Genomic DNA, 15,114 nt, shown 5'->3' on the forward strand with positions numbered 1-15,114 from the left:
TGAAGCACATCTCCCTTCACATTCTTCGCGATTCCTACCAAGACCATCCCGACCTACGCCCTGCTCCGGAAGCGCTCCTGGACCTCATTCCCGAGACAGCACGAAGGCAGGCATGGGATATAGCCAACAGCCCGGTCCGGCTCAGCGAGGGCACTGCGGAGGCTCGCGGAACCCGCCATGCCGTCAGGAATGCCTTGCTAGGCCTGCCGCATCGGAAGAGAGAACGGATGCTTCTGACTGTGTTGAGCTGCCTTGCATTCCGACCGGATGAGCAGGCGTACCTCAAGCTTGTCGCGGCACAGTCAGCGAATCCCCGCCATCGGAGGTGCAATGGGCATTGAGATGTTGAGTGGCCCCTTCCTGTCTGTGCTGGGCGTGCCAGAGAGACTGCCTCTACTGCACTTCAGCGACCGGGCGCTCGTAGCGGTTCAATGCAAGGGCGCAAGCATGTCCCAACTATTCAACTATGTGAGGGACTGGAGTGGGGAAGAAGCCTTGAACGGAGGCCTCTACGGTGCAGCGTGCGAGTTCTCCGCTGTGAATGCTGAGCTCAAGGCAATGGGAGAGGCCGCCGAGCGATACACGAGCGCCGCCGTCAGCACTTCCGACCTGCTGATCTCCACAGCCATGGAACTTGGAACCCAGGCATTCCAATGGAAACGGCTGCCAAGACTTTCCACCGAAGAGCGCTGCGATCCACGGCAGACACTTCATCCTTTTGACGAGAGCCATAGCATCCGCTGGATCCCGTCCATGGACATGCACGCGCAGACGCTCGCATACGTCCCCTTGATCCTTACTCATCTCTATCCAAGGGCGTGGACAAGCGAGCGCTTCGCATTCCCCATTTCCACGGGCACCGCCCTCCACCCCGATCCATTCCAAGCAATGCTGTCCGCAGTTCTTGAGGTAATCGAGCGGGACGCCCTGGCATTGAACTGGATACTCCAACGTCCACTTCGACGCATTCGAATTGAAGCGCACCACAAAGATTTATTCAACGATTCCACGTGGCAGCTCCTGAATCGCACCGACCTCGTTTTCTATGACGCAACTACGGATATTGGCGTACCTACCGTCTATGCAAGACGCCATCGACCGGCGCATCCGACAAGTGCCAATGTCTTCGGATGCTCTTCCAGCCTGGACCTCTGCGCGGCCTTGGACAAGGCGGCGCGAGAGGCAATCATGATCGGCCATGCCCTGGATGCAAATCCGCATCGCCCCCCGAAGATTCCCTCGGACTGTCATCACCTCGTTGATGGAGCAATGATGATGATGCATCCAGACAGCGCAGTCGCCTTCTCTTATCTGGATGCTGCCAACGAGGTTTCTCTCGAAGAGCTGCTCACGCCCGCCGGCGCCGCCTGTAAAAGCACCAAAGCCCAACTGGAGTGGGTGATCCAGCGCTTGGCGCAACGGGAGCAACCCGTATACCTCACGGACATTTCCTGCGATGAGATTCTGGAAGCAGGACTGCGCGCATTCAGGGCAGTAATTCCTGGCCTGATGCCCCTGTCCTTCGTGCATAGATCGAGGTTCCTTGGTTCAGCGCGGCTTGCTCAGATGCACAGGTACTGGTCGCTCCCAGGGACTCTGGCGCAGCGCATCACTCCGTGGCCACAGCCATTCTCATAGGAACTTCAACGATGAGCTACCAGTTCGTGGATCAAGGTGCTTTTGGTTTGGCCGTCCGGGCGTGCCATGAGTCCCGCCCCCTCGGCAGCTCTTGCCGCAAGGCAGAGCCCGTTGGCCGTCCTCTGCAGGGGGCGACTCTCATCGCTACGGGGCAGACCGATCTTGACTTCGTCGTGCGCGCCGCCACCCATGCGGCAGGACGCTCGGTTGCTGCATTCCTATGCGGCCGCTACCTGGTGATATCCCCATGCTTCGGCATCGACGCCGCGTGCCCGATCTGTTTTTCAAAGCGATTCCTCAGCAGTCCTCCGCCGGGGATTGACTCCGAGACTGTTCTGGCGATGACCAGTTGCGCCGGAGCCGGAAGCGGATTCGATGCTCCTGCCTTCGCACCTGCGCTCCCCCAAGTTGCAGTGGCGCTGTTGCAGAAGCAACTGGGATGCCGCTCGCGACTCTCCCTGCTGATCGATCAGGCAGGCATGCGTCACCTCAGCGCCCCACTCGTCCCGGTTCACGGATGTATCTGCCGGGGAGACCGCCCAGGCCCTGGACGCTTCATCTCATTTCACAGGGAGCTGTTCTGATGAGCCAGTCACGTTTCGCTGCCTTGACCGGCGACCCTGAGTTGGATGCGTGCGTACCCCGATTTCCACGGGTCATTCCCGAGATCACGTGGCTGGCGGTGTCGGAGGCGAAGGTCGTACCTGCGGGTGCGCTTGACCCCCTCATGCTCCCGGCCCAGATAGGGGGAGCACCACTGACAGAACTGGTCAGTCGTCTGGACGGGCAGGCGAGTCTGGATGAGCTGCTGGACAACGGCACCCCGCACTCCGCGAGCCTGCGTGAACTTTTGCGTCTCCTGTTCCGCCTGGGCATGATCGAAGACGGTCGCGTTCCACCTGGCTGCGCCACCGCGTTCGCTGCTCTAGCGATGGACCAGACGCGCTTGCATGGTGATCGAGCGCAGGCTGCGGCGGCAAGCACACGATCAGTGCATCTGGCGGGCGCTACCGCGTCCTTTGGCATGGCCATGGCCTCCGCTGGGATACCTGTTGATCAGAACCCAATCAGTGCCCACCCCGCCTTGCAGGTCGTAGTCCTCGACTGTTCAGGGCGGCCGTGCAACACACTGAACACCATCACGGGCGGTCGACTACTTCCAGTGAGGTTTCACGGCAGATCCGTCGATATCGGCCCTTGGTTGGCTTCCGAGTCACTGGTCACTATGCGCGCCCTCCAACACCACATCACAAACGAAGGCATCCGCACAGTCGAGCCGGATGCCATCGACGTACTGGAGGCTTTGTGCGCCCACACGCTAACCGGGATTCTGGGCAACACAACGCCGGTTGTCATACCGTCCAGCCTGCACCGGATTACCACGGACGAGTCAGGCCTGCGCACCGAGCGCATACCCGTGTCGGTCCACTTTACGCATCTGAATTCGTTCTCGGAGGAGGTATTGCGGAGGCTCTCCGATCGAGCGGCCGGCGCCATTCCCGCGTTGAGGGATGTTGGCACCAAAGCCCACGAGTCCCATCATTCCAGACGGAACATTCTGACCTCGCTTGAACTGCAGCGCGGAGGTGGCACTCCCTGCACGCAGCTTCCCTGCCACAACAGGCATTCACATGACGCGGTACTCACTGCTCTGTCGATGGCGTTTGGATACTCGCGCCAACCCGACGGATCGCATCGGCGAAACTGCCCGTCCGGGGGCAACCTCGGGTCGCCCGAAGCACTTGTCTGGGTCAATGCAGCCGGCGCCCTTCACGTGTATCGGCACCTGCCGCTTTCCAACGAGCTTGAGCAGGTACTCGGCACGCGTGCGGCAACGGGATCAGCGGTATCAACCGGGATCATCTGCCTGGGAAACAAGGAAAAGCTTTGCCGAAAGTATGGCCCCTTGGGCAACGCTTTGGTCGGTCTGGACGCCGGGGTTGCACGGGCCTTCTTTCGGGCGTCCGCAGAAAGCCTGTCCATTGAGCTTCAAACGGCTTCTCTGCAAGGCGATGTTCCAGAGGATATCTGCAAACTCATCAACGATCGCAGCTACCACTATGTTGCACCATGGGCATTTCTGGTTGAGGCCCCTTTCGCCAAGAGCAATCTGCACGCGATGCATGCACGTCGGCAGCACCGGTTCGCGTCGGCCTTGGCGAAACGGCGGTCCGTCAGGACATTTGATATATCTGCCCCAGACCTGTCGCAGTTCAACATGCTGGTGAGCAGTTCCAGGCCATCGCCCACAACGCCAATGGAGGAACTGCTGTTGAATGCGGTCGTTCCATTGGTGCGGCTTATAGATGATGGCCGGCAGTCACTCCACGCGACAGGACGGAATGGCGCCGTGGAGGTCTCAATGGCCGCCCAGCCCAATGAGCTCTTCCTGCAGAAGAGCCTCAACAGAGCGCCACTGGCGCTCTTCCTGGCTATAGATCTTCATGCAGTGCTCCTCCTCGAGTCCGAATACGGACTGGACACGTCCACCCTGCTGTGCGGGGAATGGATTGGTCGGCTATGGCAATCATTGTCTTCGCACGCGTTGGCGGGGTGTCCTTGCGGCGCGCCCGTCGAGACAGAGCTGCGGGATGCCCTGCCCCCCGGTTACCGACACTTGAGTGTGCTGGCGAGCTTTGTTGCGGGTCGCCCGGCGCAATGACGTACCTTCGTCTGAAAGATGAAAGGTCCCTCGTTTGCATGAACGACGGTTCGTTCGTGATCGCGTTGGGAGGCGGAGAGTCGATGCAGCTCGGACCCTCCATCGGCGTGGTTGCGCTACATCTCCAGGAGGGAATTTCGGAGCGCGATTGGAGCACGCTTGTCTGCGCGAATCCTTACGCCTCCCGGCTGGAAATCGCACTGAACGAGTTGGGATTGATTGAGACAGCTTCCCAGCGGCGAGAGCCCTGCATTGCTGGCTGCAGTCGACCCGCTGCAGCCCAGACGACGCGTACCTGCTGGAGTGATGCCGCTGTGATCGTGTTGGCTGCCGCATCCGCGACGGCCGGCATCCTGATCTCGAGCGAGGGTACCGAACTGATGCCAGGCTGGGGATGGCTGCTGTTGCTTCCCTGCATCTACCTGACTGGCTTCGCTCATGAGCTTGGGCATTACGTTGCAGCGAGACTGCTCGGCTTTCGGGCCTTCATGGAAATGTGGCATCGAGGAACGTTCCGACCGCGCTGCCTGCTTGTTCCAGCCCAACCCTCACCATCCACACTCGCAACCAGACTGGCGTTGTTGGCGGGCCCATTTTTTGATGGAACCCTGGCGCTTGGCTTCACAGTGCTGCAGAGCACCGGGAATGAACATCCTGCAGTCCGCCTCGTCGCACTCTGCGCCACGCTGAGCTTGATGTGCAACGTGTGGCCGACTGCGCTCTCGGACTGCGGCAAATCCCTGTCCCTGGTTGACGATTGCCGCCTTCGACGCGTGATGTTGGGCACCTATCGCGCGACCTCGATTGCGCTACTGGTCGCCTGCATCTATTCAACAGCATCGCTGCTCGGGTTGAACGTCCAATGATTTATAGCGAGGACCACTGACAATGAATATTCCCGAGAAGGGCACACCTGACAATGCAGCCCGCCGCGCTGCCCGGATTGGCATCATCATCGGCGCCATCCTCGGCGCGATTGGCACGCTGGCAGGCTTTTATGTCGGCATTCTCAAGCCGGCGATCAAGTCCGGGCAATGGCAGCAGTTGCCCGCCGGGACGATATGGCTGGGAGGCGCGCTGTTACTTGCGCTGCTTGTGATTCCCTGCGTCCTTCTTTTTATTCGGTCTCGTGCCAAGGCTACCGCAAAGGCTGATTCGCCGGACGACTGGTGACGAGGAGGCGGATACGATGACACTGGCAAGTCTGCTGCGTGCTGCGCTGGTCACGAACAAGATTCGCACTGGCCTGACCATCGCCTCCATTGCAACCGCATTTCTTCTGTTTGGCCTGCTGGGCAGCGCGCGCGCAGGATTTCTCAGCGCAGGCGACAGTGCGCATGGCGCCAAGCGGCTGATTACCGGTTCGCGCGCCTTCATGACAGACCCGCTCCCCTTCGTCCTTGGCGATAGGATTTCCGCAGTGCAGGGCGTGGACCGCACCGCCCATGCGACATGGTTCTCTGGCTATTACCGAAACCAGCAAAATCCTCTGAACGCTTATGCGGTATCCGATAGCTATCTGGAGGTATTTCCCGAGATAGACGTTGATCCGTGGTCAAGGACCGCGTTCTTTGAGGCGCGTGACGCGATTCTGGTGGGCGAGAGAATCGCCCGGAAACATGGCTGGAAGGTGGGCGATCGCATTCCACTGCGCTCGGGCTTCTTCGTCAATGGAGATGGCAGCAACGTCTGGCCATTCGTTGTGGCCGGTCACATCCGCGCCAACGTCCCCGAGCTTTCCACCTACTACGAAAACACGATCCTCCTGCATTGGGAACTGCTCTCCACCTCCTCGCCCTACGTAAACCATCGAGTTGGCTGGTACATCTCTACTGTCGAGGATGTTGGCCGCTCCGATTCGATCGCCAAGAGAATCGATGTGCTTTCGCAGAATTCAGCTCACGAGACGCGAACGATGTCTGAGAACGCACTGTTTGCGTCTCGACTCCGTCAAGTGGCCGATATCGATCTGATCACACGCTCCATCATGGCTGCCGTGTACTTCAGCCTGCTGCTTGTGGCGGCAACCACGATCATGCAGTCGATCAGAGGACGACGTCACGAGTTCGCGCTGATGCGCGCCATCGGCTTCTCCATGGGGACAGTCGCAGGGCTGATACTGGCCGAGTCTGTGGCGATCATGTTGATCGGGGGACTATCGGGTCTGGCCTTGGCATCATTGACGGCACTCCTGGCAACAAGCCTCAGCCAAGGCATGCTTTCGCTTCCACCTTTGTCGGCGATGAACTGGATCGCAGGCCTTGGACTGATGACTGCCACAGGCTGCGTTACCGCAGTGGCACCAATTGCCATACAGGCGCGCCTAAGCTTGGCGGAGACGCTTTCGGGACGATAAGCCGGAGTGGCGGGGCCCATTGAACCCACCCGATGCAGGTGCAGACGCTGCCGTCCGGGCAATCAGGTCAATAGCGCAACGGGTATCAGATCGACGTAACAGGCCCCTGGAGTCAAGGGCGCGCGCCGGCAGGCGCGGGGATCTGGAGGCATGCAATGCCACGCTCCATCGGCTTGCCGCGCAAACCGTGGAGCGGGTGAAGGGAATCGAACCCTCGTCAGTAGCTTGGGAAGCTACAGCTCTACCATTGAGCTACACCCGCGTGGTACCCCGCAAGTTTATGCGCCGGGGCGGTAAAAAGGCAACGGGCGGCACGAGCCGCCCGCTGCATTCGGCACGACCAACGGTCGTGCCCTACCGGGCGGTGCACGGCGAATTGGCCGTGCACCGCCGGCTTCAGGCTTAGAAGCTGCCGCTGACCGTGGCGAACAGGCTGATGTCGCGGGCGTTCTTCTGCGCCGCAGTGGTGCTCATGCCGATGTTGCTGTTCAGGCCGAACACGCTCATGCGCGCACCCAGCACGGCGGTGGCGTAGTTCTTGTCGAACTCCAGGCCCGGCACCTTGTACATGCCCACGTCCGGCATGGACTGCAGCCAGGCGCTGGCCTGCTTGCCGTCTTCGAACTCGTGGTCATAGGTGAACTGCACGTACGGCTTGACGCTGCCGCCGTCGAAGCGGGCCTGCCAGCCCAGGCGGCCGACGGTGGAATCGGTGTCCTGGTTGGCGTAGCCCAGCGCGGTGGCGCTCGGGTTGGACTCGGTGTAGCCGTCCAGCTTGACCTTCTGCCAGATCACGGCGGCAACCGGGCCGTGGCGGAAGCCGCCTTCGGTGCCGAACTCGTAACCGGCGTTCAGCGCGGCGGTCAGGTTGCTGCCTTCCGGCGAGCCGGTGTGGACGCGCTCGGCCGGGCCCAGCTGCAGGCGGCGGGTCACGTCGTAGTCCAGCCAGCTGTAGCTGACCTGGCCGTTGACCCACATGTTCTGCCCATACCAGCCGGCGAACAGGCCCACGGTGGCGTCGGACTGGGTGAAGTCGCCCTTGCTGTTGCCGAAGTCGGCATCCATGCGACCGTAGCCGCCGAAGCCGCCGACGACCATGCCGTCCTTCGCCCAGTCGATACCGAACAGGCCGGCCGGGGCCAGCCCGTCGTACAGGTCGGCGTGGTCGTAACGCTGCATGTCGCCACGCAGGCCGCCCCACCAGCTCAGGCCATCGGCCGGACGGCCGTCAAGATGCCCGCTGACCTGGTCGGCGCGCGCACGGCCCACGGTCTGCGCCGAGTGGGTCAGGATCTGCTGGTTGCGCGGTGCTTCCAGGATCGAGAGCGTGTACTGGCCCAGCATCTGGTGGGTGGCGGTCGTCGGGTGCACGCCGTCGGCGAACACATAGTTGTTGGCCGCGTTCGGGTTGGCGTAGGCGGTCGGGTTGCAGGTCAGCGACGAGGCCGTGGTGCAGGCCGGGCTGCTGACGTTGACGAAGCCGTAGGTGGTCGGGCTGGCGACGATTTCCTGCAGGAGGTGGAAGGTGTCCACCGGAATGACCTGCAGGCCGGCGGTCTTCAGGCCACCGAACAGGGCGTCATTGTAGGCCTTGGCCAGCGCGGTGCCCTGCGCCATGCCCACGGCACCGCCGGCGCGCGCGGCCGGGGTCAGGCCGATGTCCGGCAGGGTCGGTACCACGATGTACTGGGCGCCAGCGGCCTTCAGGGTGCCGACGATGCCAACCTGGTCGGTCACGGCCGCGCCGAGGGTGGCCTGCAGCGGTGCACCGGCCTGGATGGCGAACAGGTCATTGGCGCCGCCCCACACGGTGTACAGCGCGTTGGCGTCGGCCTTGCCGCCGTTGGCCGCGAGGTATTGCGCGGTCTGGGTCTTGAGCGAGTAGACCGGAATGGCCGGGGTGCCCGGGGCCAGGGTCTGGGTGGTGTCCACGCCGACGCGGGCGCCACCGATGGCGTAGTTGTCGCCGTTCTGGCCATTGCCGTGGGCGGTGGCATTGGTGCCGTAGTAGTCGGCGACGTACTGGGCCCAGACCCAACCCGGGTTGGTGGTGAACTGGCCGGTGACCGGCTGGACCGAGGCCGGCAGCAGCGGGCGGAAGTAGCCCTGGTCGGTCAGGCTGTCGCCGATGAAGACGGTCTTCGAATACGGCGACTGCGCCATCGCGGGCACGGCGGCCAAGGCGATGGCCACGGCCAACAGGGAACGGAGGGGACGCTTGCTGAGCAACATGTAAGACTCCTTGAGGGTGTAAACGGCCGACGTACGCCGGCGCACGGTGCCATGGTTTCACTGCACCCCGGCGACATCACGCTGCGCTGCGGCATGGACAGGGCCAGGGGCGCGCAGACAGCAGACAGGACGCATCGAGGCCGGCATCGGCAGGGGCGCAAGGGTACGCAGAACCGGCGACTTTGGGGGACAATCCCGTCATGAACCACGTCAACATCACGCTCAACGGCGAACCCCGCCAGCTTCCGCAAAGTGCCACCGTGCTGGACCTGCTGCACAACGAACACCTCACCGAGCGCCGGGTGGCCGTGGAGGTCAACGGCGAGATCGTCACCCGCAGCCTGCATGCAAGCCATCTGCTCAAGGAAGGCGATGTGGTCGAGATCGTGCACGCACTGGGCGGCGGCTGACGGTGGGACCGCCCGGGCCGGCCAACGGCCGGCGCTACCGTTCGGTGGGGGCGAAGGCGACCGGACAGGAATGGTCGGGTTGGGCGATAATTCGCCGCATGACTGCTCATTCTTCCCCCGATTCGCTGGTGATCGCCGGCAAGACCTACGCTTCCCGGCTGCTGACCGGGACCGGCAAGTTCAAGGACCTGGACGAAACCCGCATCGCCACCGAGGCGGCCGGGGCCCAGATCGTGACCGTGGCGATCCGCCGCACGAACATCGGGCAGAACCCGGGCGAGCCCAACCTGCTGGACGTGCTGCCGCCGGACCGCTACACCATCCTGCCCAACACCGCCGGCTGCTATACCGCCGACGACGCCGTGCGCACCTGCCGGTTGGCGCGTGAGCTGCTCGACGGCCACAACCTGACCAAGCTGGAAGTACTGGGCGACCAGAAGACGCTGTACCCGGACGTGGTGCAGACCCTCAAGGCCGCCGAAACGCTGGTCAAGGACGGTTTCGAGGTGATGGTCTACACCTCCGACGATCCGATCCTGGCCAAACGCCTGGAAGAGATCGGCTGCGTGGCGGTGATGCCGCTGGCCGCGCCGATCGGTTCGGGGCTGGGCATCCAGAACCGCTACAACCTGCTGGAAATCATCGAGAACGCCAAGGTGCCGATCATCGTCGATGCCGGCGTGGGCACCGCGTCGGATGCGGCGATCGCGATGGAACTGGGCTGCGACGGCGTGCTGATGAACACCGCCATTGCCGGCGCGCGCCATCCGGTGCTGATGGCCAGCGCGATGCGCAAGGCCGTCGAGGCCGGGCGCGAGGCGTTCCTGGCCGGGCGCATTCCGCGCAAACGCTACGCCAGCGCATCCTCGCCGGTGGACGGGATGATCGGCTGATGACCAATCCCTTCGACAGCGCAGGCGCCAAGGCGCCGCCCAAGCCCTTCACCGTGACCGAAGGCCGCCGCGAGGTGCGCAGCTTCGTGCTCCGCCAGGGCCGCTTCACCCCTGCCCAGCAGCGCGCGTTCGACGACCGCTGGCCGCGCTTCGGGCTGGACTTCACCGGCGAACCGCGCGACCTGGATGCGACCTTCGGGCGTGATGCACGCAAGGTGCTGGAGATCGGCTTCGGCAATGGCGCCGCACTGCGCTTTGCCGCGCAGCAGGATCCCAGCCGCGACTACATCGGGCTGGAAGTGCATGCCCCCGGCGTGGGCCGCCTGCTCAATGCACTGGCCGACGACAACGCCGACCACGTGCGCCTGTACCACCACGATGCGGTGGAGGTGCTGGAAAAGGAAATCGCCGATGGCGCGCTGGATGAAGTGCGCATCTATTTCCCCGATCCGTGGCACAAGAAGCGGCACAACAAGCGTCGCCTGATCCAGCCGGCCTTTGCCGAACTGCTGGTGCGCAAGCTGCGCGCGGGTGGCCGGCTGCACTGCGCCACCGACTGGGAAGACTACGCCGAGCAGATGTGGGACGTGCTGGACGCAACCCCCGGGCTGGTCAACCGCGCCGGTCCGCGCGGCCAGGTGGAACGACCGGCGTGGCGGCCGCAGACGCACTTCGAGACCCGCGGCCAGAACCTTGGCCACGGTGTGTGGGACCTGCTGTACGACCGTACCTGATCCCACCCCAAGGAACCGCACCACCCCATGGACACCACGCTGACGCTGACCACCGACATGAAGCTCGTTCTCGGGCTGGTGGGCTTCACGATGGCGATGTTCCTGTTCGAGCGCATCCGTGCCGACGTGGTGGCATTGGTCGTACTGGTGGTGCTGGGCGTGACGGGCCTGATCGCGCCGGAGGAAATCTTCGGCGGCTTCTCCGGTAACGCGGTGATGAGCATCATCGCCACCACCATCCTCGGTGCGGGCCTTGACCGTACCGGCGCGTTGAACCGGCTGGCTGCGTGGCTGCTGCGGCGCGGCCATGGCGTGGAAACGCGGCTGCTGATGATGACCACGGCCATCGCCGGCCTGAACTCGTCCTTTATGCAGAACCCGTCGGTGATGGCGCTGTACCTGCCGGTGGCCTCACGGCTGGTGGCGCGCACCGGGCTGACCCTGCAGCGGCTGCTGTTGCCGATCGCCGCAGCGATCGTGATGGGTGGTGCGCTGACCATGGTCGGCAATTCGCCGCTGATCCTGCTGAACGATCTGCTGGCCTCGGCCAACAACAACCTGCCCTCGGGCCTGGCCACCATCGAACCGCTGCGCATGTTCGCGCCGCTGCCGATCGGCGTGGCGCTGCTGGCCGCCTCGCTGCTGTATTTCCGCTATTTCGGCGACCGCAAGCTGGTGGAGGAGGAAACGCTGGCCAACGATGGGGTGACGCCCGCGCGGACGGAGAGTTACTTCGCCAAGACCTACGGCATCGAAGGCGACGTCTTCGAGCTGGTGGTGAGCGCCGAGAGCCCGCTGGTGGGCATGACCCTGGGCGAGGCCGAAAACGTGCATGACGCGCCGCTGCTGCTGGCGCTCAAGACCGGCAACGACACCCGCCTGGCGCCGCCGGCGGAGATGCGCATCTGGGTCGGCAGCGTGCTGGGCGTGATGGGCAGCCGCCAGCAGGTCACCGACTTCGCGCAGAACCAGTTCCTGCGCATGTCCTCGCGCCTGAAGCATCTGGGCGACCTGTTCAACCCGAGCCGCGCCGGTATTTCCGAAGCGGTGGTGCCGCCGACCTCCGAAGTGATCGGCAAGAGCGCCTCCGAACTGCGCCTGCGCAAGCAGCGCGGGATCAGCCTGCTGGCGATCAACCGCGACAAGCAGGTGATCCGCGAAGACGTGCGCAATGTTCCGCTGCGCGCCGGCGACATGCTGGTGTTCCACAGCATCTGGACCGACCTGGCGCAGGCCGCCAAGAGCCGCGACTTCGTGGTGGTCACCGACTACCCGAAGGGCGAACAGCGGCCGCACAAGTTCAAGATCGCGATGTCGATCTTCGCCATCACCATCCTGATCGCGCTGACCTCGAAGCTGCCTGTCGCGCTGACCCTGATGACCGGCGTGGCCGGCATGCTGCTCACCGGCGTGCTGCGCATGGACGAGGCCTACGCGTCGATCAACTGGAAGACGGTGTTCATGATGGCCGGCCTGATTCCGCTGGGCTGGGCCATGGACAGCAGCGGCGCGGCGGCCTGGGTGGCGGGCCACACCATCGACCGCCTGCCCACCGGCATACCGGTATGGGTGCTGGAGATCGCGCTGGCGTTGTTGACCACGGTGTTCTCGCTGGTCATCAGCCACGTGGGCGCAACGATCGTGATGGTGCCGATCGCGGTGAACCTGGCGCTGGCGGCCGGCGGCAGCCCGACGGCATTCGCGCTGATCGTGGCGCTGTCGGCATCCAACAACCTGATGACGGCGTCCAACCCGGTCATCTCGATGATCACCGGGCCGGCCAATTACACGCCCCGCGAACTGTGGCGGGTGGGCGCACCGCTGTCGTTGATCTACACCATGGTGGTCGTGGTGATGATCAATCTGATGTTCTGACAGCGTACTGACCAATGGTTGCCCCCACCGTCAGGACCTGTCACCCGTAGTGCCGGCCGCTGGCCGGCTCCAGGTGATGTTCATCGTCAAGGCGTAGCACCGGCCGCTGGCCGGCTCCAGGTGATGTTCATCGTCAAGGCGTAGCACCGGCCGCTGGCCGGCTCCCGGTGATGTTCATCGTCAGAGCGTACTGCCGGCCAGATAGACGCTTCCATCGCGGACGTCGAGCGGCACGGCGCGCAACCGGTCGCCTTTGCACGGCCCCGCCACGCAGCCGCCGTCGTCGAGCGAGAACGACGCACCATGCGCTGCGCACACCAGATGCCCATCTTTGCTCTTCAGGAACTGGCCCGGTGCCCAATCCAGCCGGCGGCCGGCGTGCGGGCAGATGTTCAGCCAGCCGCGCACGCTGCCGCCATCGCGGTACAGCACCAGCGACTCGAAATCGCCATCGATTCCCGCTTCGACCTCGGCAAATCCGCCGTCGGCAATACGCTCGAGCGCGATCAGCGGGGGTGCGGCGGGATCGGAAATGGACATGGGCAACGGCACTTCAGCGAGGACGCGTAGTGTCGCACGCCGTCACGTGGCTGGCTCTGCGATGAACACAAGTGATTGATTTCAAATGAACGGCAATCCGATTTAACGACTTTTTCACTCAATGGCAGAATCCAGCCCGGATACTGACATCTCGCTGACTTCAGCCAAAGAACCGCCATGTACAACCGCTTCCAGTTCAACCAGTTCCGTACCCTGTTCGCGCCGCGCAAGCCGCGCCACCCGCTCGTGCGCGTCGCCGTGGGTCTGCTGGGCCTGGCGATCCTGGCGGCACTGGTGTTCGTCGGGGTGTTCGTGGGTGCGGCGATGATCATCGCCGGGGTAGCGTGGAAGCTGCTCGCCCAGCGCAAGCAGAATGCAAACGCCGCCGATCCGCAGATCGTCGAGGGCGAGTACCGCGTGGTTCGCAAGCCGGCGCTTCCGTTGTCGCGTTGATGATTGTTTGGTTTGCCGGTTCGTTTGCCGGTTCGTTTGCCGATTGGTCTGCCGACTAACAGTCGGCGCTACAGTCGGCACTACAGTCGGCGCTACCTCGGCGCTACACTCGCGTGAACCTTGTCAGATACAGGACGCGCGCATGACCGATGTAATCCCCACACCCGAACAACCCCGCATCCCGGTTGCGGGTGGTGGCACGTTTCCGGTGCGGCGCATCTACTGTGTGGGCCGCAATTTTGCCGACCACGCCAAGGAAATGGGTGCAGCGGTTCCCGCCGCCGATGACCGCGGCCGCCCGATGTTCTTCAGCAAGCCGGCCGATGCGATCGTGGTCGGCCACGACGATGTGATCCCCTATCCGCCGGCGACCCACGACCTGCACCACGAGGTGGAACTGGTGGTGGCGATCGGCCGCGACGCGCCCGAGGGCGAGCTGCCGGTCGACCAGGCCGAGGCACTGGTGTTCGGCTACGGCGTGGGCCTGGACCTGACCCGCCGTGACCTGCAGGCCGCCGCGAAGGCCAAGGGCCACCCGTGGGATCCGGCCAAGGGCTTCGATCACTCCGCGCCGGTGAGCGAACTGGTGCCGGCCGGTGAAGTGGGTGACCTGTCCGCGCTGAACCTGTCGCTGGAGATCAACGGCGAGGTGCGCCAGCAGTCGCTGCTGGACCAGATGATCTGGAACGTGCCGGAGATCCTGCATGAGCTGTCCAAGCTCTGGGCACTGCGCGCGGGCGATCTGGTCTTCATGGGCACGCCTGCCGGCGTAGCGGCGCTGCATCCCGGCGATCGCTTCAGCGCGCGGCTCGAGAACGTCGCCGAGCGTCACGGCATCATCGCTGGATGACATTGGCTGGGTTAGGCTGCGGCGTCCTTTGCTACCCCGAAACAGGAGAACCCGATGGGAATGCTGACTGAGTTCAAGGAATTTGCCATGCGTGGCAACGTCATCGACCTGGCGGTCGGTGTCGTCATCGGTGCTGCGTTCGGCAAGATCGTCACCGCACTGGTGGACAAGATCATCATGCCGCCGCTGGGGTGGCTGATCGGTCGTGTGGATTTCTCCGAACTGGTGTGGACACTCGCCCCGGCACGGCCTGGCCCGGACGGGCAGGAGATTCCCGCCGTGGTGATCGGCTATGGCGATTTCCTGAACACCCTGGTCCAGTTCATCATCGTTGCCTTCGCGATCTTCATGGTGGTCAAGGTGATCAACCGCCTGGCCCGCAAGAAGGAAGCCGCGCCCGCCGCGCCGAAGGAAGAAATCGTGCTGCTGCGCGAGATCCGCGACAACCTGAAGCGTTGACCGCACGCCTGC

14 protein-coding genes and 1 tRNA gene are annotated in these 15,114 nt (G+C 63.7%); 12 read left to right on the plus strand and 3 right to left on the minus strand.

Annotated features, from left to right (window positions below; all coding sequences use genetic code 11):
• Positions 1–330 precede the first annotated feature (330 nt).
• The 5 genes from AC3ITN_RS15215 to AC3ITN_RS15235 all read left to right on the plus strand — a co-directional run bounded on the left by AC3ITN_RS15215 (position 331) and on the right by AC3ITN_RS15235 (position 6,656).
• Entirely contained in the window at positions 331–1,638 is a 1,308-nt protein-coding gene (locus tag AC3ITN_RS15215) for a YcaO-like family protein (protein WP_489391048.1), read from the plus strand.
• Between the two features lie 583 nt (positions 1,639–2,221).
• Entirely contained in the window at positions 2,222–4,300 is a 2,079-nt protein-coding gene (locus AC3ITN_RS15220; protein WP_489391049.1) for a nitroreductase family protein, read from the plus strand.
• Between the two features lie 38 nt (positions 4,301–4,338).
• Positions 4,339–5,166 carry a hypothetical protein gene (locus AC3ITN_RS15225; protein WP_489391050.1) on the plus strand — a complete coding sequence of 276 codons (828 nt, stop codon included), beginning with the start codon at positions 4,339–4,341 and terminating at the stop codon, positions 5,164–5,166.
• A 22-nt stretch (positions 5,167–5,188) separates the two neighbouring features.
• Positions 5,189–5,473 carry a hypothetical protein gene (locus AC3ITN_RS15230; protein ID WP_489391051.1) on the plus strand — a complete coding sequence of 95 codons (285 nt, stop codon included), beginning with the start codon at positions 5,189–5,191 and terminating at the stop codon, positions 5,471–5,473.
• A gap of 16 nt (positions 5,474–5,489) precedes the next feature.
• Positions 5,490–6,656: an ABC transporter permease gene (locus AC3ITN_RS15235; protein WP_489391052.1), complete on the plus strand. Its 1,167-nt coding sequence runs from the start codon at positions 5,490–5,492 to the stop codon at positions 6,654–6,656.
• A 188-nt stretch (positions 6,657–6,844) separates the two neighbouring features.
• Here AC3ITN_RS15235 and AC3ITN_RS15240 read toward each other — a convergent pair.
• Together AC3ITN_RS15240 and AC3ITN_RS15245 are read right to left on the minus strand one after the other, a co-directional pair.
• Positions 6,845–6,918 (minus strand) — tRNA-Gly (locus AC3ITN_RS15240).
• A 140-nt stretch (positions 6,919–7,058) separates the two neighbouring features.
• Positions 7,059–8,888 (minus strand): autotransporter outer membrane beta-barrel domain-containing protein, encoded by a 1,830-nt coding sequence (locus AC3ITN_RS15245; RefSeq protein ID WP_489391053.1) that lies wholly within the window; start codon positions 8,886–8,888, stop codon positions 7,059–7,061.
• Positions 8,889–9,088: 200 nt separating this feature from the next.
• Between AC3ITN_RS15245 and thiS the strand changes: the two genes are divergently transcribed.
• From thiS to AC3ITN_RS15265, 4 genes are all read left to right on the plus strand, one after another.
• Positions 9,089–9,298, plus strand: coding sequence for a sulfur carrier protein ThiS (gene thiS, locus AC3ITN_RS15250; RefSeq protein WP_489391054.1), 210 nt, complete (start codon positions 9,089–9,091; stop codon positions 9,296–9,298).
• A 98-nt stretch (positions 9,299–9,396) separates the two neighbouring features.
• Positions 9,397–10,191: a thiazole synthase gene (locus AC3ITN_RS15255; protein ID WP_489391055.1), complete on the plus strand. Its 795-nt coding sequence runs from the start codon at positions 9,397–9,399 to the stop codon at positions 10,189–10,191.
• Positions 10,191–10,925, plus strand: a complete 735-nt coding sequence (gene trmB, locus AC3ITN_RS15260; RefSeq protein WP_313347986.1) for a tRNA (guanosine(46)-N7)-methyltransferase TrmB — start codon at positions 10,191–10,193, stop codon at positions 10,923–10,925. Before AC3ITN_RS15255 ends, trmB begins: the two co-directional genes overlap by 1 nt.
• A 27-nt stretch (positions 10,926–10,952) precedes the next feature.
• Entirely contained in the window at positions 10,953–12,800 is a 1,848-nt protein-coding gene (locus AC3ITN_RS15265) for an SLC13 family permease (protein ID WP_313347987.1), read from the plus strand.
• Between the two features lie 180 nt (positions 12,801–12,980).
• Here AC3ITN_RS15265 and AC3ITN_RS15270 read toward each other — a convergent pair whose 3' ends face one another.
• Entirely contained in the window at positions 12,981–13,334 is a 354-nt protein-coding gene (locus AC3ITN_RS15270) for a Rieske (2Fe-2S) protein (protein ID WP_489392947.1), read from the minus strand.
• A gap of 183 nt (positions 13,335–13,517) precedes the next feature.
• On the opposite strand from AC3ITN_RS15270, the gene AC3ITN_RS15275 reads away from it, so the two are divergent.
• The 3 genes from AC3ITN_RS15275 to mscL all read left to right on the plus strand — a co-directional run bounded on the left by AC3ITN_RS15275 (position 13,518) and on the right by mscL (position 15,102).
• Entirely contained in the window at positions 13,518–13,793 is a 276-nt protein-coding gene (locus AC3ITN_RS15275; RefSeq protein WP_313347989.1) for a hypothetical protein, read from the plus strand.
• A 142-nt stretch (positions 13,794–13,935) separates the two neighbouring features.
• On the plus strand, positions 13,936–14,643 hold the full coding sequence (locus AC3ITN_RS15280) for a fumarylacetoacetate hydrolase family protein (RefSeq protein ID WP_313347990.1): 708 nt from the start codon (positions 13,936–13,938) through the stop codon (positions 14,641–14,643).
• 54 nt (positions 14,644–14,697) lie between these two features.
• Complete coding sequence (gene mscL / locus AC3ITN_RS15285) at positions 14,698–15,102, plus strand: large-conductance mechanosensitive channel protein MscL (RefSeq protein ID WP_489391056.1); 405 nt, start codon at positions 14,698–14,700, stop codon at positions 15,100–15,102.
• The last annotated feature ends 12 nt before the right edge of the window (positions 15,103–15,114 follow it).

This window comes from Stenotrophomonas sp. KH_036_B, from assembly GCF_057839485.1.

What these genes read in the sequence shown, in the direction of transcription:
- AC3ITN_RS15215 (WP_489391048.1), top strand. Translation starts at nt 331, where the DNA reads ATGGGCATTGAGATGTTGAGTGGCCCCTTCCTGTCTGTGCTGGGCGTG.
- AC3ITN_RS15220 (WP_489391049.1), top strand. Translation starts at nt 2,222, where the DNA reads ATGAGCCAGTCACGTTTCGCTGCCTTGACCGGCGACCCTGAGTTGGAT.
- AC3ITN_RS15225 (WP_489391050.1), top strand. Translation starts at nt 4,339, where the DNA reads ATGAACGACGGTTCGTTCGTGATCGCGTTGGGAGGCGGAGAGTCGATG.
- AC3ITN_RS15230 (WP_489391051.1), top strand. Translation starts at nt 5,189, where the DNA reads ATGAATATTCCCGAGAAGGGCACACCTGACAATGCAGCCCGCCGCGCT.
- AC3ITN_RS15235 (WP_489391052.1), top strand. Translation starts at nt 5,490, where the DNA reads ATGACACTGGCAAGTCTGCTGCGTGCTGCGCTGGTCACGAACAAGATT.
- AC3ITN_RS15245 (WP_489391053.1), bottom strand. Translation starts at nt 8,888, where the DNA reads ATGTTGCTCAGCAAGCGTCCCCTCCGTTCCCTGTTGGCCGTGGCCATC.
- thiS (WP_489391054.1), top strand. Translation starts at nt 9,089, where the DNA reads ATGAACCACGTCAACATCACGCTCAACGGCGAACCCCGCCAGCTTCCG.
- AC3ITN_RS15255 (WP_489391055.1), top strand. Translation starts at nt 9,397, where the DNA reads ATGACTGCTCATTCTTCCCCCGATTCGCTGGTGATCGCCGGCAAGACC.
- trmB (WP_313347986.1), top strand. Translation starts at nt 10,191, where the DNA reads ATGACCAATCCCTTCGACAGCGCAGGCGCCAAGGCGCCGCCCAAGCCC.
- AC3ITN_RS15265 (WP_313347987.1), top strand. Translation starts at nt 10,953, where the DNA reads ATGGACACCACGCTGACGCTGACCACCGACATGAAGCTCGTTCTCGGG.
- AC3ITN_RS15275 (WP_313347989.1), top strand. Translation starts at nt 13,518, where the DNA reads ATGTACAACCGCTTCCAGTTCAACCAGTTCCGTACCCTGTTCGCGCCG.
- AC3ITN_RS15280 (WP_313347990.1), top strand. Translation starts at nt 13,936, where the DNA reads ATGACCGATGTAATCCCCACACCCGAACAACCCCGCATCCCGGTTGCG.
- mscL (WP_489391056.1), top strand. Translation starts at nt 14,698, where the DNA reads ATGGGAATGCTGACTGAGTTCAAGGAATTTGCCATGCGTGGCAACGTC.